Consider the following 17,586-nt stretch of genomic DNA (forward strand, 5'->3'; position numbering starts at 1 on the left):
AGGGCTGAGGGTGCTCCTCCTCCATCGTGGTCCGTGTGACCGGTTATGGCCTGTTGAAGCCTCGGTCTGCATAATCGCTGGAGTTCTCGGGGCGGGCGGGGCGCGGGAGGGCAGGGGTGCGGCGATGACCGGACAGAACGGGCAGCGGTGCCCTCGTTGCGGGGCGACGCGCCCTCTGGGCACCGCGCCGGCGTGCGGCTGCGCACGCCACGCGGCGGACGCGGCACACCGCACACGCTCCGAGGAGGCAGCGGCCGCGGAGGACTACGACCCCCTACGGATACGCCCCTACGTCTCCCTGCCGGGCCCGGAGACGGACGACCCGCCGGCCACGGGCGGACCTAGCGGCGGGCCGGCGCCGTCCGAGCCTTCCCCAAGGGGGAAGGGGCCCGCGCCGGACGCCGATGCGGGTCGCCCGGCCGGGGGCCGACGCAGGGGCACGCCCGTGGCTTCCCGGCCGGGCAGCGGACCGGTGCCGCCCGCGCCGCCCACGCCTCCCCGGCCGGAGAAGGGGGTGCCGCCGGGCCCCACGGACGTACGCCGCTCAGGCGAGACCGAGGCCGGGACCGGGACCGGGGTGGTGTCTCTGCCGGCCGGGAGGTCTGGTCGGGAGGCTGTCACGTATGCGGGCGCGGACCGGAGGCGTCGGTACGTCCTGTTCGGGGGAGCCGGCGCCGGTGCCGTGGCGGTCGTTGCCGCTGCTGTCGTCTTCGCGAGCGGGCTCTTCTCCTCGGCCGCCGATCAGCCGGTCCGGGACCGCGCGCTGCCGGACGCCCCCACGCCGGCCCTCGCGGAGCCGACGAAGCCCGCCCCGCCCTCGGCGAAACGGTCCGCGTCCCCCAGCCCCACCCCGTCCGCCACGCCGCACGCCGCGCCGGCCCCTCCCACGGCCAAGCGCTCGGCACCGCCGCGGACCCCGTCGTCATCGCCGCCGCCGTCGACCGCGCGGGCGACGGGCTCGGTGGGCGCGACGCCCTCCGGCGGGCCGGTCGCCCGGACGGCCACCCTCAGCGAGGGCGACAAGGGCCCCGGGGTCGCGGAGCTACAGCACCGGCTGTCCCAGCTGTATCTGTACGTGGGTGAACAGGACGGCACGTACACCCGGCAGGTCACCGCCGCGGTGACCCGCTACCAGTGGGCCCGCGGCCTGACCTCCGACCCCCCGGGCGAGTACGGCCGCCAGACGCGGCGCAGCCTGGAGTCGGAGACGAGGGAGCCACGAGAGGCAACAGGGCCAAGAGAGCCCTAAGTCCCGTGGTGGGGGCGCCGCACCGGGTATACGGCTCTGCGTGAAAAGTCCCAGCACCGCGCCGCCCGCGTCCAACGCCCCGACGGCGCTCAAGAAGGCCCTGACCACCCCGCTCCTGTACTTCTTCATCCTCGGAGACGTCCTCGGCGCCGGCGTATACGTCCTCGTCGGCCAGGTCGCGGCCGACTCCGGCGGCGCCGTATGGGTGCCGCTGGTCGTCGCACTGTGCCTGGCGCTGCTGACAGCGGCCTCGTACGCCGAACTGGTGACGAAGTACCCGCGCGCGGGCGGCGCGTCCCACTACGCGACCTTGGCGTACGGACCCTTCGCGGGGTTCCTCGCCGGGTTCTGCATGCTCGCCGCCGGCATCGTCTCGGTGGCCGCGCTGGCCCGCGGGTTCGGCGGCGACTACCTGTCGGAGTTCATCACGCTCCCGGTGGCGCTCGTCGTCATCGTCTTCCTGGCCGCGCTGGCGCTGCTGAACGCGCGCGGCATCAGGGAGTCGACGCGGGCCAACGTCGTCGCCACCGTCATCGAGGTGAGCGGGCTCCTGATCGTGATCGGGCTCGGCCTCTGGATCGTGCTGCGCGGCGACGGGGACCTGGGGAGGCTCACGCAACTGGGTACGGAGAGCCACGGGCCCGCGGCGGCGGTGCTGAGCGGGGCGGTGCTCGCGTACTACTCGTTCGTCGGGTTCGAGACGTCCGTCAACGTGGCCGAGGAGACCCGCGACCCGAGGCGTTCGTATCCGAGGGCGCTCTTCGGCGCGCTGGTCACCGCGGGTGCCGTGTACGCGCTGGTGGGCGCCGCCGCCGCGGCTGCCGTGCCGACCAGGACACTGACCGAGTCCAGCGGGCCGCTGCTCGAAGTCGTGCGGGCGGCCGGCGGTGTGCCCACGGAGCTGTTCAGCGCCATCGCGCTGGTGGCCGTCGCCAACGGCGCGCTGCTGACCGGCATCATGTCGTCGCGCCTCGCGTTCGGCATGGCGCGGGACGGCCTGCTGCCGGGGTTCCTGACGAAGGTGCTGCCGGGCCGGCGCACGCCGTGGGCCTCGATCGCGGCCACGACGGGGCTTTCCCTCCTGCTGGCGCTGACCGGCGACGTGGCGACGCTCGCCTCGACCCTGGTCCTGCTGCTCCTGGTGGTCTTCTTCCTGGTCAACACCGCGACCCTCGTACTGCGCCGCGACCGCGACAGGCCCGCCCGGGACCACTTCCGGGCGCCCACGGTGGTGCCGTTCCTCGGCGCGGTGACCTGCGTCGCCCTCGCGACCCAGATCGAGCGCGAGGTCTGGTTCAGGGGCCTGATCGTGCTCGCGGTCGGCGCGGTATGCGGCGCCTTCGCCGCGACCCGCCTCCGCCGCCAGCGCGGCTGAGCGGCGCCGGGCTGTGTTCGAGGGGGGCCGGACCGGCTCCGGCGGTGCCGTGGTCGAGGGCACCGGGCCGACATGGGCGTGCCGTGATCGAGGGGACCAGGCCGACTTCGGCGTGTCGTGACCGAGCCGGGCTCAGGAACCTCAGCCGAACGTCAGCCGGATCTCCCCGTCCCCCGCGTCCGCGACCCCGACCCGCGTCAGGTCGTCCACATGCACGGTCGGCCCCAGCGCAGCGGCCCGCGCGCCGACGCCCACCACGCGCATGCCGGCCGCCCGGCCCGCGAGGATGCCCGCCTCCGAGTCCTCGAAGACGACGCAGTCCGCCGGGTCGAATCCGAGTGCCGCCGCCCCCTTGAGGAACCCCTCGGGGTCCGGCTTGCTCGCGCCCACGCTCTCCGCGGTCACCCGCACACCCGGCAGCGCGAGGCCGGCCGCCGCCATCCGCCCGGTGGAGAGCGGTACGTCGGCGGAGGTCACCAGCGCGTGCGGCAGGCGGAGCCCGGCCAGCGAGGCCATGAACGCGGGCGCGCCCGGCACCGGCACGACGCCCTCCATGTCGGCGGTCTCCGCGGCGAGCATCTCGCGGTTCTCCGCGTGGTTCTCCTCCATGGGCCGCTCCGGCAGCAGCACCGCCATGGACGCGTACCCCTGCCGCCCGTGGACGACCTTGATGACCTCGTCGAAGTCGAGCCCGTGCCGGTCGGCCCAGCGCCGCCAGCAGCGCTCCACGACGGCGTCCGAGTTGACGAGGGTGCCGTCCATGTCGAGGAGGACGGCCCGGGCGGTCAGAACAGAGTCGGCGGTCGTGGCCGTCATCGACGTACTCCAGAGCGCAGAAGAAGATCGCGCGGGACGGACGGACCCGCAGCGGGAAGATCAAGGCGGCCCCGCCCGCCGGTCAGGGAGTACGGGCGGAGCCACTTTGTTCCTGCACGGTACAAAACGAGGGCGCCAAAAGCCAACGCCGCAGGTCAGACCGGCCAAGGCCCACAAAAAGTCCAGCGCCACGTGAAAGGGACCGGCACCACGTGAAAGGGACCGACGTCACGTAAAGGCACCGACGTCACACAAAAAGGCCGACATCACGCAAGAAGAGCCGGCGTCACGCGATCGCCTCGTAAAGGCTCCACACCCCGAGCCCCAGCATCAGCAACGCCGCGATCTTCGTGATGAGCGCCAACGGCACCCTCTTCATCAGCGCCTTACCGCCGACGATGCCGAGCCCGGCGACCGCCCACAGCGCGAGCACGGCGCCGAGACCGACGGAGAGCGGGTCGTCGTAGCGGGCGGCCATGTTCGCGGTCATGATCTGCGTCAGGTCACCGAACTCGGCGACCAGGATGAGCATGAAGCCCGCCCCCGAGACCTTCCAGAAGCTCTGGTCCTCGGGCTGCTTGACCTCTTCCTCGTCGCCACCGCCCTTCAGGAGCAGCATCGCGGCGCCGCCGAGGAAGAGGACGCCCGTCAGCGCGTGGACCAGCTGCTGCGGCAGCAGGGTCAGGACGCTGCCCGCCGCGACGGCGAGCACCACATGGACGGTGAAGGCGGCCGCGACTCCGGCGAAGACGTAGGAGGCGCGGTAGCGCGTGCCGAGGACGAGTCCGGCCAGTGCCGTCTTGTCCGGCAGCTCGGCAAGGAAGACGACGCCGAAGACGAGCGCCATCACGCTGAAGCTGATCAAGGGTTCCTCAATCGGTCGGGGCCGCCCCACCGAGAGTCTTGCATCGCTTCGCATACGACACCTCGGCACGGCAGCGCACACGGACGCACACGAAGGCGCACGTCGGACAGACGCACACGGAAGCGCGCGTCAGGCAGACGTACACGGATGCGCACGTCAGGACGTACGCGGGTGCGTACGCCTGCACTGCTTGCCGAAGGTCTCGCTGGCCGACCCACAATGGGCCTGCCTCCGGGCGCCGGCTCAGACGAGCTGAGCAGTATGTCGACGGTCCGGCGAAGAGCTACTCCCCTTCTGCGCCATCCATCGTACGGGATGCCCGACCGCGCCTGGCCGGGCCTTTTGGCCCGCTCCGGAGTGACGTAAGCCACGTAAACACAACTCCCGCGCTCCGGCGCGCATATGACGTGGCGCCAGAACCCTTGAAGTCCGCTCCCGATTGACGCGACCCTGTCACTGGATGCACATCCGCACGTAACCCCACCGGGGGACCATGACCGCCCCACCGGTCGGCCCCCGGCCGACGACGGCCTCAACAACCCCCCACATCAAGGGAGTTCACATGACCACTCTCTACGCGCGTCGACGCACGGCAACCCAGAGCACGGCACCCCAGAGTCCTTCGGCGCCGAGCCGCCGGCGCCGCCTGGCCGCCCTCGGCGGCACCGCCCTGCTGGCCTGCGCGGCCACCCTGCTCACCGGCACCCCGGCCCAGGCCGCTCCCCCGACCCCGGTCGGCGTCGAGATCGCCCGCGTCTACCTCGGCGAGCTGACCGTCAAGGCGGAAGGTTCCTCCGACGGCTACAGCCGCGACAAGTTCCCGCACTGGAGCACCCAGTCCGGCACCTGCAACACCCGCGAGGTCGTCCTCAAGCGCGACGGCACCGACGTACAGCAGAACGCCAGCTGCGCGGCCGTCTCCGGGACATGGAAGTCCCCCTACGACGGCGGGACTTGGACCGCCGCGTCCGACGTCGACATCGACCATGTCGTGCCGCTCTCCGAGGCCTGGAGGTCCGGCGCCAACGGCTGGACCACCGCGCAGCGCCAGGGCTTCGCCAACGACCTGTTCCGGCCCCAGCTGGTCGCCGTCACCGACAACGTCAACCAGGCCAAGGGCGACAAGGACCCGGCGAAGTGGATGCCGCCGACCGCCTCGTACCACTGCTTCTACGTCCGGATGTGGGTGGACGTGAAGCACCACTACAAGCTCACGGTGAACTCCGAGGAGAAGGCCGCCCTCGCCTCCGTCCTCAACCGCTGCTGAGCACAGGGAAGGCACCGAGAGAGCCCGGGGAAAGCACAGGAGGTCGGACAGGCCTTGCCGGAACCACTCCGCCCGCCTCCGTCGTTCCGTACCGTACGGGGCGACGGAGGAGGGTGATCACCTGTGGCACGGCTGCGCCTTGGTCCACTGCTGAGGTACGTCGACGACGCCACGGCGACCGTCTGGGTCGAGACCGACCGGCCCTGCACGGCCGAGGTGCGGTGCGCGGACGGCGCGCGCGGCTCGGCGCGCACCTTCCAGGTCGCGGGGCACCACTACGCCCTGATCCCGGTCACGGGACTGACCCCGGGCACGGAGACGGCGTACGAGGTGCGGCTCGGCGGCGCGGCGGAGGCCGGGGGCGGCGAGGGCCCAAGGACGGGCGCCGGGGCCGTCGGGGACGGCGGTGCGGGCGATGTGGTCTGGCCCCTGCCCGACTCCCGCTTCCCCGCCAGCACCATCCGCACCCCCGCCGAGGACGGTGCCGACGAGTTGCGCGTCACCTTCGGCTCGTGCCGCTGGGCCGCGCCGCCGTCCGACGAGGACGACCCCGTGGGGCCCGACGCCCTGGACACGCTCGCCGCCCGCATCGCCGAGGACCCGGCCGCCGCGCGTCCGGACGTCCTGCTGCTCCTGGGCGACCAGGTGTACGCGGACCAGACCTCCAAGGCGACCCGGCGCTGGCTCGCCGCCCGCCGCGACCTCGCCGACCCTCCGGGTGCGCAGGTCGCGGATTACGAGGAGTACACCCACCTCTATTACGAGTCCTGGCTCGACCCGGAGGTCCGCTGGCTGCTGTCCACCGTGCCCAGCTGCATGATCTTCGACGACCACGACATCGTTGATGATTGGAACACCAGTGCCGCCTGGCTCGCCGAGATGCGGGTCACGCCCTGGTGGCGTGAGCGCGTCCTGAGCGGTCTGATGTCGTACTGGGTCCATCAGCACCTCGGCAATCTGCGGCCGGAGGAGCTGGAGACCGACGCCGTCCACGCCTCCGTGCGCGCCACCCCCGACGGCACGGACGCGCTGCGCGCCTTCGCCGCCAAGGCCGACTCCGACGCCACCTCGGCGCGTTGGAGCTATCGGCGGGACTTCGGGCGCGTACGCCTGTTGATGGTCGACACCCGCGCGGCCCGCGTCCTGACGGAGGGCGAGCGCGCCATGCTCGACCCCCAGGAGGCGCGGTGGCTGCGCGAGCAGGCGGTCGACGGCGCGGGGAGCTTCGACCACCTGCTCATCGGCACGTCGCTCCCCTGGCTGCTGCCCCACCTGGTCCATGACGCCGAGGGGTGGAACGCCGCGCTGTGCCGAGGCGAGCGGGGTGCCCGCTGGGCCCGCTTCGGCGAGAATCTCCGCAGGCGCTCGGACCTGGAGCACTGGTCGGCCTTCCCGACGTCCTTCGAGGCGCTCACCGACCTGATCATGGAGGCGGGTACGGGCGCGCGCGCCCCCGCGACGGTGTGCGTGCTCTCCGGCGACGTCCACCACGCGTACGTCGCCGAGCCGACCTGGCCCGAGGGCGCCGGTCCCGACGCCCGCGTCCTCCAGCTGACCTGCTCCCCCGTCCACAACTCCATCCCCGCGTCGATCAAGCTCGGCTTCCGCTTCGGCTGGAGCCGCGTGGGCCGCGCACTGGGCCGCCGTTTCGCACGGCACGGCGGCGTGACCCAGGCGGGCATCGGCTGGCGCCGCACGGGCGGCCCCTGGTTCGGCAACCAGCTCATGACCCTGACGCTGCGCGGCCGCTCGGCCCGTCTCCGCCTGGATCAGGCGCGGGCGGCACGCGGTGCGGGCGTACGCCTGGAGACGGCGGAGGAGCGGCGCCTGTCGTAGGCGGGTCGCCTGTCATAGGCGGGTCGCCCCGTACGTGACACACCCCACACCCACATTCGGATCCTCCACCCAGGGTTCGGCATCCGGGGCTCCGACGGCATGATGAGGCGGACCGTCCGCTTCCAGCGTTCGCCGAGCGTTCCCTATGCCCCGGGAGTCTTGCTTTTGTCCGCATCTCTGCCAGCGCCGCGCCCGCCCGAGCCTGATCCGATCTCCCTCGCCCTGGTCGGCGCGGGCCCCCGCGGGACCAGTGTCCTCGAACGGCTCTGCGCGTCGGCGGCCGAACTCCTGGCCACGGGGACGCGGCTGACGGTGCATGTCGTCGATCCCGCGCCGCCGGGCGCCGGCCGCGTCTGGCGGACGGCGCAGCCGGGCGAGCTCCTGATGAACACCGTCGCCTCGCAGGTGACCCTCTTCACCGACGGGAGCGTCGACTGCTCCGGCCCGATACGGCCGGGTCCGAGCCTGTACGAATGGGCGGCCGCCGGACGCGTGCCGGGGCTCGGTCCCGACGACTACCCGACCCGCGCCTGCTACGGCCGCTATCTGGAGTGGGTCTTCGCCGAGGTGGTGCGCGCCGCGCCGGACTCCGTCCGCGTCCGGGTCCACGCGGCGCGCGCCCTGCGGCTCGACGAGACAGCGGACGGTCTCCAGACCCTCGTACTGGACAACGGCCTCGAACTGTCCGGGCTTTCGGCCGTCGTCCTCGCGCAAGGACATCTGCCGACCCGCCCCGACCGCGACGAGCGACGCCTGACCGAGCACGCCAAGCTGCACGGCCTGCGCCACCTCCCGCCCGCCAACCCCGCCGACCTGGGCCTGGACCTGGCGGCGATCGCCCCCGGCGAGCCCGTGCTGCTGCGCGGCCTCGGGCTCAACTTCTTCGACCACATGGCGCTGTTGAGCGCCGGCCGCGGCGGCCGGTACGTACGGAGTTCGGACGGCGCCCTGCGCTATGAGCCCTCGGGGTATGAGCCGCGGCTGTACGCGGGGTCGCGGCGCGGCGTCCCGTACCAGGCGCGCGGGGACAACGCGAAGGGCGCCTACGGACGGCACGAGCCCGCCGTCCTCACGGACGACGTCATATCCCGCTTCCGCAAGCGCGCCGACAGCGGTGACGCCCCCGACTTCCTGGACGAGATATGGCCCCTGGTCGCGAAGGAGGTGGAGACGGTCTACTACGCGGCGCTGCTCGCCGCGCGAGGCGGCCACGGCAGCCCTGAGGACTTCGAGGGCTCCGAGGGCTCCGAGGACCCCGACGGCTTCGACGGCTTCGACGGCTTCCGGGAACGGTTTCTCGCCACGCCGCACCACAGCCCTCAAGAGTCCGTGCTGCTCACCGAGTTCCAGGTGCCGGAGGCCGACCGCTGGTCCTGGGACCGGCTCTCCCGGCCGCATCCCGCCCGCCCCTTCGCCTCCCCGCACGAGCACCGCGCCTGGCTCCTCGGCCATCTGCGCGAGGACGCCGCGCAGGCCGCGCTCGGCAATGTCACGGGCCCCCTGAAGGCCGCGCTCGACGTGCTGCGCGACCTGCGCAACGAGCTACGCGAGATCGTCGACCACGGCGGCCTCTCCGGTGCCTCGCGCCGCGCCCACCTCGACCGCTGGTACACGCCTCTCAACGCGTTCCTCTCGATCGGTCCACCGCGCCGCCGCATCGAGGAGATGGCGGCGCTGATCGAGGCGGGCGTCCTGGACGTGCTCGGCCCACGTCTGACGGTGCGGCCCGACGGCGGGGCGTTCCTCGCGCACTCTCCGGACGTGCCGGGCTCCGATGTGCGCGTCACCACACTCATCGAGGCCCGGCTGCCCGAGCCGGACCTGCGCCGCACCGCCGACGACCTGCTCGGCCGGCTCCTCGAAGCCGGCCGGTGCCGCCCCCATGTGGTCGACGGTTACGAAACCGGAGGCCTGGACGTAACACCGCGCCCGTACCATCTGATTGACCGTCAAGGCCGGGCCCACGCACGGCGGTTCGCGTTCGGCGTGCCCACGGAGGGAGTGCACTGGGTGACGGCCGCCGGCGCCCGGCCCGGCGTCGACTCGGTCACGCTGTCGGACGCGGACGCGGTGGCGCGGGCCGCCCTGCGCACGGCCACCGGGAGCGGGAACGCGCCGCCGACACCGGAAGCGGAACCCACGGCTGACCAAATGTTGAACTTGCAAGCACTAATTAGGTTCCCCTAATCTTGGGCCTCCGCTCGGTTCCGTCCCCAACCGAAGGAGTCCCCCACCATGACTGGACGTCTCAACAGCGCCCAGCCCTACGCCATCGGCCTGTTCCGCATAGTGATCGGCCTCTGCTTCGCCTGCCACGGCGCCGCCTCCCTCTTCGGCGTCCTCGGCGGCGCGGGCGGCGACGGCAGCACCATCGACGCCGGCACCTGGCCCGGCTGGTACGCGGCCGTGATCCAGCTCGTCGGCGGCGGCCTCGTCCTCCTCGGCCTCGGCACCCGCGCCGCGGCGTTCATATCGTCCGGCTCGATGGCCTACGCCTACTTCAAGGTGCATCAGCCGGAGGCGCTGTGGCCCATGGAGAACGACGGCGAGGCGTCGGCGATCTTCTGCTGGGCGATGCTGCTCTTCGTCTTCACCGGGTCCGGCGCGCTCGGCCTGGACCGGCTCTTCGCCTCGCGCGGCGGGAGCGAGGACGACAAGGCCTCGGAGCGCACGCCGGTCGCGGCCTGACCGCTCCGTCGACGCTCGGCGGCGCCCCCTTTCTCATACGTACGAGAAAGGGGGCGCCGCTGCTTGCCGCCCGCACGTGACGTGGCGGACATATGAGGCCCCTGTGGATCTAGGGCGCATCGTGCGGCGTACGCTGTACAGCTGTCATCAGGCCGCCCCTGCCGTTCCCCGCGACACAGCGGCAACGCGCTGCCGATCGGGGAATCAGGGGGAGTCGCGGTGCTTTTTGAGAGCGTGGGGGCGTTGACCGGCAGCCCATGGATCTACGCGGTCGTGGCCCTGTCCGTCCTGTTCGACGTCTTCGTCCCCGTCCTGCCGAGCGGCGTCCTCGTCATCATGTCGGCCACCGCGGCGGCCGCGGCGGGGACCGGCCGCGTTCCGCACAACGTCCCGGACATCCTGCTGCTGACCCTCAGCGCCGCCACCGCCTCCGTGCTCGGCGACATGGCCGCCTTCCGCCTGGCCTGGCGCGGCGGTGAACGCCTCGACCGCGCCATCGCCCGCTCCCGGCGGCTGACCACCGCCCAGGAACGGCTGGGCGCGGCGCTCTCCCGGGGCGGCGGCGCCCTCGTCGTCATCGCGCGCTTCGCCCCGGCGGGCCGCTCGATCGTCTCGCTCGGCGCGGGCGCGGCCCATCGCAGGCTGCGCGAGTTCCTGCCGTGGTCGGTGCTGGCGGGCCTGGCCTGGGCCGGTTACAGCGTCGCGCTCGGCTACTTCGGAGGCCAGTGGCTCGGCGCGACCTGGCTGGCGACGGGCGTCTCCGTGCTCGCCCTGTTCGCGGCGGGCGGGGTGGCGGCGTTCCTGGTGCGGCACCCCAGGGCGACCGGCTGACCCTCGCTCACGAGGTGCGGGCCCCGCGCACCTCAAGCCCGCCGAGCAGCTCGGCGGTGGCCTCGGCCACGGCGTCGACGGCCCGGTCGAAGACCTCGCGGTTGTGCGCGGCCGGAGCGCGGAACCCGGACACCTTGCGCACGTACTGAAGCGCGGCTGCCCGGATCTCCTCCTCGGTGGCGTCATCGGGAATGGCGGGCGGACGCAGCGTCTTGATGCTTCGGCACATGCCTTCAGCTTGCCACCCCCTCATGTCGCCCACCCCGTCATTCGCCCCGTCATTCGCCCCGTCGCTCGCACACGTAATTCGAACAGGAGTAGGAACTGCACCAGGTCCGCTCCGAGCTCCTGGCCCTGCTCAAACGCCTCCCGTGTTCGGTCGAGCCGCTCGACGGCTTCAGCGACACCGGCGGCTGGCGCGTCACGGAACGCCCCGCCTCCCCCGGCTGGACCCCGGAAGAACAGGCCGAGGTCGAGAAACTCCGCGCGCGCGAACGGGAGTTGGCGGTCTTCGTGACCTGTCACCGCTACTGGGAACAGCTCTCGGGCCCCGACGTGGTCACCGCGAGGTCCGGCCTCAAGCGCGCCCACGAGACACCGGACGATCCGCCCTCGCCAAGCCATTGACAGCCAGGGTGGGCGGGCGTTGACTCGCCGCTATCAGCCCCTGTCAGCCCCTTGCCGGCCCTTGTGGGCCGCGGAGGTGCACGCAATGAACGTACTGATCGTCGTAGCGATCCTGGCCCTCATCGGCCTCGGTTTCGACCAGCCCCTGCTCTGGCTGGCCGCGGCGGCCCTCGCCTTCTACCTGGTGAGGTTCTACGAGGGCGGCGGCTCGGCCACGAAGAACAGCTCGGGCGGCAGCACGAGCGGCGGAGGCAGCTCCGGGGGCGGAGGCGGGGGCGGAGGCGGATACCCCAAGACCTACCGCGACTACCGCCTCCGCAAGGAACGCCAGGAGCGCTGGGACCGGAGGTACCGCAGGACGCATCCGGGGTCGGGCCGCTGAGACGCCCCCTGAATCCCTCCCGAAACAATCGCAGCGGAGCCCCTTACCGTGCTCGGTAAGGGGCTCCGCTGCTGGTGGGACCCGGTGGGCGCGGACGGTTTCGAACCGCCGACATCCTCCTTGTAAGGGAGGCGCTCTACCCCTGAGCTACGCGCCCGGGACGAATGGACAGCCTACCTTGCCGCAGGCGGTGCCTCGCACCCGAGGCGGCCTCGCCTCGTCGCAGGCTGCGGGGCAGCCCCCACCACCTGTCCGCCCGCAGCGAAGACGGGGAAGTCACCGTGCGCAGCGCGAACTAACCGAGCCGTGTGTTCGTCCTTAACCGGTGGGAGAATGTGACACCGGGCAGGGCGGATGACAGCACGGGAGAGGGACAGTGACGGCGACACCTTGGCAGCCGTACACACCGGACGGAGCGGGGGCCGAGACCACGACGGCAGCGCCAGGTGCAGTGGGCGCGCCGCACGCCTCCGCCCGGCGGTCCCACGGGAGCGCGCGGCGCGGGCCGCGCGGGCTCAGCGGCGTCAGGCGCGGTCTCAGCGGTATCGGGCGCGGCGGCCGTGTCCGTGGTCGTCGCGGCGCAGTCGGCGTTGTCCTGCGTGATGTCCTCACCCTCGTCCTCCTTCCCCTGCCGCTGCTCGCCGCCACCGCCCCCGCCGCGTTCGCGGGCGGCGGCACGCGCCGGTGGTTCGGCGGCCGTGGCGAGAGCGTGCGCGCCGAGGCGCAGGCCGCGAAGGACGCCGCCGCCGCCGCCTTCTACGAACTGGACACCTCCCAGCGCGATCTGCGGATCTCCATCGAGACGATCGTCGCCGTGGACTCCTCACCGGCCGCCCAGCGCGCCGTCTCCGACTTCGAGGCGATGGGGCGGCGCATCGACGAGGTCAGTCACCAGTACATCAGCGCGGTGGACGCCCACGACCTCGACCGGGACGACCTGGAGGCGTCGGTCGCGGCCCGTGCCAGGACCGAGCTGGCGGCGGCCAAGGACGAGCTGGCCAGGGCCAAGGCGGATCTGGAGCGCTTCCAGCAGGGGCTCGGCCCGCTGCTCGACAAGGCGGAGACGCAGCTCGCCCGGCTCGCCCCCGCGGTGGAGCGGGCCCGCCAGACGCTGCTGGCCGCGAGCAACGCCCTCGATGCCGTACGAGCGGCCGGGCTGAAGGCCGACGACCTCGCCGCCCGCCTCGCCGCCCTCGGCCCCGAGCTGACCAAGCTCAATCAGGGCGCGGGCCGGCACGGCGTACCGGAGACCCTGCAACGCGCGGACCGCGTGCTGCGCGACGCCGAGGCCGTGCGCGCCGAGGCCGAGCGGCTGCCCGAGCGCGCCGCCGAGATCGACCGGCGGCTCGTGTCGCTGCGTACCCGCGCGCAGGCCCTCACCACCCGCAGCGGTCAGGTCGAGCCGATCCTCAGCGAGCTGCGGCGGCGGTTCACCCTCGCCTGCTGGCAGGACCTGCAGCGCGTGCCGGACCAGGCCGCGGAGAGCGTGCGCCAGGCGGAGACCAGGCTCAAGGAGGCCCGCCAGGCCCGCGACGAGCAGCGCTGGCCGGACGCCACGGCACTGCTCTCCACGGTCCGGGCCCTGCTGAACTCCACGGACGAGGCGGTCTCCGCCGCCGGCGACCGTCTCCAGCGGCTCAACGCCGTGGCGAAGGACTCCCAGCAGGAGATCGAGCGCACCCGCTTCGCGATCCGCGACGCGCAGCGCCTCGCGATGTCCGGCCGCCAGACCCCCGAGCCGCGCCACGCCCGCCCGCTGGACGACTCGGTGGCCCGCCTGGACCGCGCGGTGGCTTCCCTGGAGGGCCGCCACCCCGACTACTGGCACTTCCTGACCGAGACCGAGTCGGTCCGCTCCACAGTGGCGCGCGTGGTGGCGCAGATCCGGGAGGAGCGGGGACACGGGGCCTGAGGTACTCCTGAGGTACTGAGGTCCCTCCGCCTACCCGGATCAGCGAAGGCCCCCCGACAGGGGCGCGGGGAACCGCGCGACCAGCACAACCAACCCGCGGCTAACCCGGACCGACCACCGCACCCCTCACGGCGAACTCAGCCGCAACAACCCCCACCACAGCAACCACCGCCCCCGCCCCCACGAGGCGCCGCCGCCGCGGACGACGACCCCCCGACAGCCACCGTCGACAACAGCTTCACCGTGTCCTCATGCCCCACAGGGCACACCGCGAGATCGGCGGACTCGGCCATGGGCCGGCTCAGTTCAAACGTGTCACCACAGGACCGGCAGCGGAATTCGTATCGAGGCATACGAACAGGCTAGCCGGGCCCCGAGGGACCCGCCCCGAGGAAGGCCCGCAGAATCTCCTCCCCCGCCGCGATCCCCCGCTGCGCGAGCACCGTGAGCCCCGGCGCCACGAAGCCCGTGTCGGCCAGCTCGCCGTGGCCGGGGCGCCAGGCGCGGTCCCCGGCGAGCAGCAGGTCCGTGTCGAGCAGGGAATCCCCCGCGGTGAGGATCTCCTCCGCGCCGATCCGCCGCGCGACCTCCCGTACCGCCGCGCTCTTGGTGAGCGGCTTCGGCACCGCGTAGATCTTGCGGCCCTGCAACGACACCGTCCAGCCGCGGCTCTGCGCCCACTCCCCCAGCTCCTTGACCCAGCCGTCGGGCAGCAGCGAACGCTCGACGACCAGGTACGCGAAGAGGTCCTCGGCGACGCGCTCCTTGAGCAGCCAGGCCGGGTCGGCGGTGCGCACGAGATGCGCGCGCACCTCGTCGAGCGAGGCGCACTCGTCGGCGAGGCGGCGCGCGACCCGCGCCCGCCAGTCGGGGTCGGAGACACCGTCGACGAGGAGGTGCCCGCCGTTGGCGCAGATCGCGAACCGCGGGGTCGGGCCCGGGAGATGGATGCGCCCGTACTGCTCGCGCGTCCGCGTCGTGGTCGGTACGAAGACCGCGCTGCGGCCCAGCTCGTCGAGGAGCCCGGCGGCGGTCTCGGTGACGTACGACAGGGGCTTGCCCTCGTACACCTCGACGCAGAGCAGACGCGGCGCCTCGGCGTCGGGCATGGTCAGGCCGAGGGCGGCGGCGGAGTAGATGAGCGTGCGATCGAGGTCGCTGGCGACGAGCTTGGTCACTGGGAAGCCACCGCCTCGCCGCCCGCCGCGGCCGTCTCGCCACCCGCCGCGGCCGTCTCGCCACCCGCGGCGACCGCCTCGCCACCCGCGGCGACCGCCTTGCCGTCCGCGCCCGTCGCGCCCCGCGTGTACTTCGGGTGGATCAAGCCGACACAGGTGTACGGGAGTTCGCCGACCTCCTCGACGGGGACACCCCGCTGCTCGGCGAGCAGCCGTACGTGGTCGAGGTCCGCCCCCGCCCCCGCGCGGGCCAGGATCTTCCAGGGGACGCGGCGCAGCAGCACCCGGGTCGTCTCGCCGACGCCCGGCTTGACGAGGTTCACGTCGTGTATGCCGTACTCCTCGCTGATCCGCTCGACGGCGGCCCAGCCCTCCCAGGTCGGCGCCCGGTCGGCGGAGAGCGCCTCCTTGACCCGCTCGTCCACCGCGTCGGCGACCTCGTCGAAGCGGGCCGCGACCGCGTCGACGAAGTAGCCGGAGACATCGGCGTCCGCCAGCTCGCGGTAGAACTTCGCGCCGTGGAAGTCGTCCGGGCCGACGAGGTCCTTGCGCAGCACGGTGCGCGAAATCAGGCCCGACACCGTGGAGTTGAGGCAGGCGGAGGGGATCAGGAAGTCCTCGCGGGTGCCATAGGTGCGTACGCACGAGCCGGGGTCGGCCAGCACCGCGATCTCCGGGCTGAAGCCCACCGGACCGCCGCCCTCCTCGAACTCCCGCACCGCGTCTGCGAGTTCGCGGGTGATCGCGCCCTTGCCGGTCCAGCCGTCGACGAAGACCACGTCGGCGGGGTCGTGGTGGGCGGCGAGCCAGCGCAGCGCGTTGGCGTCGATGCCGCGCCCGCGCACGATCGACACGGCGTAGTGCGGCAGGTCGAGGCCGTGCCGGTGCGCGGCCCAGCGCCGCATCAGGACGCCGACGGGCGTACCGGCGCGGGCCAGCGACACGAGGACGACCGGACGCGGCGCCCGCTCGGCGAGCACGGTCTCGGTGACGGTGCCGACGGCCTGCGCGATGCGGGCGGCGGAGGTGTCGAGCGCGGCGCGGAACAGCTCCTGGTAGCGCTCGCTCGGCTGGTACTCGACCGGCAGCGACTCGGCGTAGTGCGCGCCACCGCTCTGTATCGCCTCCTCACGCTCCTCCGTGGGGGCTTCGAGCGTCACATCGGAGAGGTCCTGGAGCAGCCAGCCGACGTCTTCGGGCGCGTACGAGGAGAAGGCGGGGCCACGGAGCGGCTCGGGCAGCATGGAGGGCCTTTCGGGGACGCACGAAGGGACGTACGAAGGGACGTACGAGGGGACGACGGCCAGCAGGACGTGCCCGGCGTGCGCCGAGAGCTGCGCCAACAGCCCGTCCTCGGCGTGCAGTCGAGGCGTGTCCGCCACGGAGTCCACGACCGCGACGACCGCGTCGAAGCCGCCGCCCGCGACGTTGTACGCGAACCGGGGCCCCGCCCCGTCGGCGGGCGCGTCGTGCGCGGGGAAGACGAGGCGGGTGCGTATCGCGTAGCCGGGATCGTCCACGGCGAGCACGGGCGACCGCGTCGTGGTGGAGTACCGCACCTCAATCCCACCCGACACTTCCGCCCCGATCCACCGCTCCAGCTCCACGCCGAGCACCAGCGGCGCGTACATCAGCTCCTCGAAGCCGAGGACGAGTACGCGACGCGCGCCGTCCGGCAGGGCCTGCGCGATGCGCTCGGCCATGCCGGGCAGCGCGTCGCGCAGGCGCGAGCGGTGCGCGGGCGTGAATCCGTGCCGCCCGCCGTCGGGCACCCCGGCGGGCCAGCCGAGCTCGACGCGGGTGACCGGCCCACGCTCCCCGCCGGGCCGCGGAACGGCGGCGGCAGCCGTCTCGTACTCGGCGACCAGCCGCTGCCCCTTCTCCAGGACGCCGTCGGGCAGCCGCACCGTCCCGGACGCCGTCGCGATCAGGTCGACGCGGGCGCCGATCTCGCGGGCGAAGGCGGCAAGGCGGCCCTGGTCGTCCGGTGAGCGCATGTCGACAAGGGCCACGATCACGTACCGCTCGCGCGGGAAGCGCTCGTGCAGGGCGCGGATGGTGTTCAGGACCGTGTTGCCGGTGGAGAACTCGTCGTCCACGAGGACCAGCGGTCCGTTCCCGGCGAGGAGCGCCGGGTCCTCGGGCAGCACCAGGTGGGAGCTGGCGTGCGAGTGGGACTCCTCGAAGCCGCCCGCGCGCTCGACGCCGTCGACGGGGCGCCGCGTGGAGTGCAGGTAGGGCGCGAGTGCCACGCCGTCGGCGACCGCGTGGCCGAGGCCGGTAGCGGTCTCCGCGTAGCCGAGGACGACGGCGCGCCGGGCCTCGTCGTCGCCGAGCAGCTCCCGCACCCGGACGCCGAGGCCGTGCCCGGCCGCGTACACGACCGAGGGACGCTGCGGCACGTGCTTGCCGAGCACGTTCGACACCAGGAGGTGTGCCCGCTTGGGGTTGCGGCGCAGCGCGAGCCCCAGCAGGCCGGGCAGCGCCTCGTCGCCGTCGAGCCCGATCCCGAGCCGCTCGGCGACCCAGCTCCCCGACCACACCGCTTCTTGTGTCACGT

The 17,586-nt window shown here is 73.0% G+C and carries 16 protein-coding genes and 1 tRNA gene; 10 read left to right on the top strand and 7 right to left on the bottom strand.

What is annotated here, in order from left to right:
* The first annotated feature begins 682 nt into the window (after positions 1–682).
* Together ACWDZ7_RS12865 and ACWDZ7_RS12870 are read left to right on the top strand one after the other, a co-directional pair.
* Positions 683–1,249 (top strand): peptidoglycan-binding domain-containing protein, encoded by a 567-nt coding sequence (locus ACWDZ7_RS12865; RefSeq protein ID WP_451796706.1) that lies wholly within the window; start codon positions 683–685, stop codon positions 1,247–1,249.
* Positions 1,250–1,289: 40 nt separating this feature from the next.
* On the top strand, positions 1,290–2,624 hold the full coding sequence (locus ACWDZ7_RS12870; RefSeq protein WP_451796707.1) for an APC family permease: 1,335 nt from the start codon (positions 1,290–1,292) through the stop codon (positions 2,622–2,624).
* A 141-nt stretch (positions 2,625–2,765) separates the two neighbouring features.
* Here ACWDZ7_RS12870 and ACWDZ7_RS12875 read toward each other — a convergent pair whose 3' ends face one another.
* Both ACWDZ7_RS12875 and ACWDZ7_RS12880 read right to left on the bottom strand, forming a co-directional pair.
* Entirely contained in the window at positions 2,766–3,440 is a 675-nt protein-coding gene (locus ACWDZ7_RS12875; RefSeq protein WP_451796708.1) for an HAD-IA family hydrolase, read from the bottom strand.
* 286 nt (positions 3,441–3,726) lie between these two features.
* A complete protein-coding gene (locus ACWDZ7_RS12880) occupies positions 3,727–4,305 on the bottom strand; it encodes a TMEM165/GDT1 family protein (protein WP_451796709.1) in 579 nt (192 codons plus the stop codon).
* A 562-nt stretch (positions 4,306–4,867) separates the two neighbouring features.
* Here ACWDZ7_RS12880 and ACWDZ7_RS12885 point away from each other — a divergent pair.
* The 5 genes from ACWDZ7_RS12885 (at position 4,868) to ACWDZ7_RS12905 (ending at position 10,927) form a co-directional block, all read left to right on the top strand.
* Positions 4,868–5,572 carry an HNH endonuclease family protein gene (locus ACWDZ7_RS12885; protein WP_451796710.1) on the top strand — a complete coding sequence of 235 codons (705 nt, stop codon included), beginning with the start codon at positions 4,868–4,870 and terminating at the stop codon, positions 5,570–5,572.
* Positions 5,573–5,695: 123 nt separating this feature from the next.
* The gene (locus tag ACWDZ7_RS12890; protein WP_451796711.1) at positions 5,696–7,408 is read left to right on the top strand and encodes an alkaline phosphatase D family protein; all 1,713 of its coding nucleotides are present in this window, start codon (positions 5,696–5,698) and stop codon (positions 7,406–7,408) included.
* Between the two features lie 102 nt (positions 7,409–7,510).
* Complete coding sequence (locus ACWDZ7_RS12895) at positions 7,511–9,595, top strand: FAD/NAD(P)-binding protein (RefSeq protein WP_451796712.1); 2,085 nt, start codon at positions 7,511–7,513, stop codon at positions 9,593–9,595.
* Positions 9,596–9,643: 48 nt separating this feature from the next.
* Complete coding sequence (locus tag ACWDZ7_RS12900) at positions 9,644–10,096, top strand: DoxX family protein (RefSeq protein ID WP_451796713.1); 453 nt, start codon at positions 9,644–9,646, stop codon at positions 10,094–10,096.
* 219 nt (positions 10,097–10,315) lie between these two features.
* Positions 10,316–10,927 (top strand): DedA family protein, encoded by a 612-nt coding sequence (locus ACWDZ7_RS12905; protein WP_451796714.1) that lies wholly within the window; start codon positions 10,316–10,318, stop codon positions 10,925–10,927.
* Positions 10,928–10,934: 7 nt separating this feature from the next.
* Here the strand turns inward: ACWDZ7_RS12905 and ACWDZ7_RS12910 are convergent, their stop codons facing one another.
* Positions 10,935–11,156, bottom strand: a complete 222-nt coding sequence (locus tag ACWDZ7_RS12910) for a DUF2277 domain-containing protein (protein WP_451796715.1) — start codon at positions 11,154–11,156, stop codon at positions 10,935–10,937.
* A gap of 95 nt (positions 11,157–11,251) precedes the next feature.
* Here ACWDZ7_RS12910 and ACWDZ7_RS12915 point away from each other — a divergent pair, with 95 nt between their 5' ends.
* Positions 11,252–11,554 (top strand): hypothetical protein, encoded by a 303-nt coding sequence (locus ACWDZ7_RS12915; protein WP_451796792.1) that lies wholly within the window; start codon positions 11,252–11,254, stop codon positions 11,552–11,554.
* An 85-nt stretch (positions 11,555–11,639) separates the two neighbouring features.
* Positions 11,640–11,936 carry a hypothetical protein gene (locus ACWDZ7_RS12920; protein ID WP_451796716.1) on the top strand — a complete coding sequence of 99 codons (297 nt, stop codon included), beginning with the start codon at positions 11,640–11,642 and terminating at the stop codon, positions 11,934–11,936.
* Positions 11,937–12,021: 85 nt separating this feature from the next.
* Here the strand turns inward: ACWDZ7_RS12920 and ACWDZ7_RS12925 are convergent.
* Positions 12,022–12,093: transfer RNA gene (locus ACWDZ7_RS12925), tRNA-Val, on the bottom strand.
* A 219-nt stretch (positions 12,094–12,312) separates the two neighbouring features.
* Here ACWDZ7_RS12925 and ACWDZ7_RS12930 point away from each other — a divergent pair.
* Complete coding sequence (locus ACWDZ7_RS12930; RefSeq protein ID WP_451796717.1) at positions 12,313–13,848, top strand: hypothetical protein; 1,536 nt, start codon at positions 12,313–12,315, stop codon at positions 13,846–13,848.
* Positions 13,849–13,985: 137 nt separating this feature from the next.
* On the opposite strand, the gene ACWDZ7_RS12935 is transcribed toward ACWDZ7_RS12930, so the two are convergent.
* From ACWDZ7_RS12935 to ACWDZ7_RS12945, 3 genes are read right to left on the bottom strand one after another with little or no spacing between them, the layout of a single operon-like run.
* On the bottom strand, positions 13,986–14,201 hold the full coding sequence (locus ACWDZ7_RS12935; protein ID WP_451796718.1) for an FmdB family zinc ribbon protein: 216 nt from the start codon (positions 14,199–14,201) through the stop codon (positions 13,986–13,988).
* A gap of 9 nt (positions 14,202–14,210) precedes the next feature.
* Positions 14,211–15,026: an HAD family hydrolase gene (locus tag ACWDZ7_RS12940; protein ID WP_451796719.1), complete on the bottom strand. Its 816-nt coding sequence runs from the start codon at positions 15,024–15,026 to the stop codon at positions 14,211–14,213.
* Positions 15,023–17,584 carry a phosphoribosyltransferase gene (locus tag ACWDZ7_RS12945; RefSeq protein WP_451796720.1) on the bottom strand — a complete coding sequence of 854 codons (2,562 nt, stop codon included), beginning with the start codon at positions 17,582–17,584 and terminating at the stop codon, positions 15,023–15,025. The genes ACWDZ7_RS12940 and ACWDZ7_RS12945 overlap by 4 nt, the downstream gene beginning before the upstream one ends.
* Between the last annotated feature and the right edge of the window lie 2 nt (positions 17,585–17,586).

It is taken from the genome of Streptomyces sp. NPDC003032 (genome assembly GCF_053591415.1).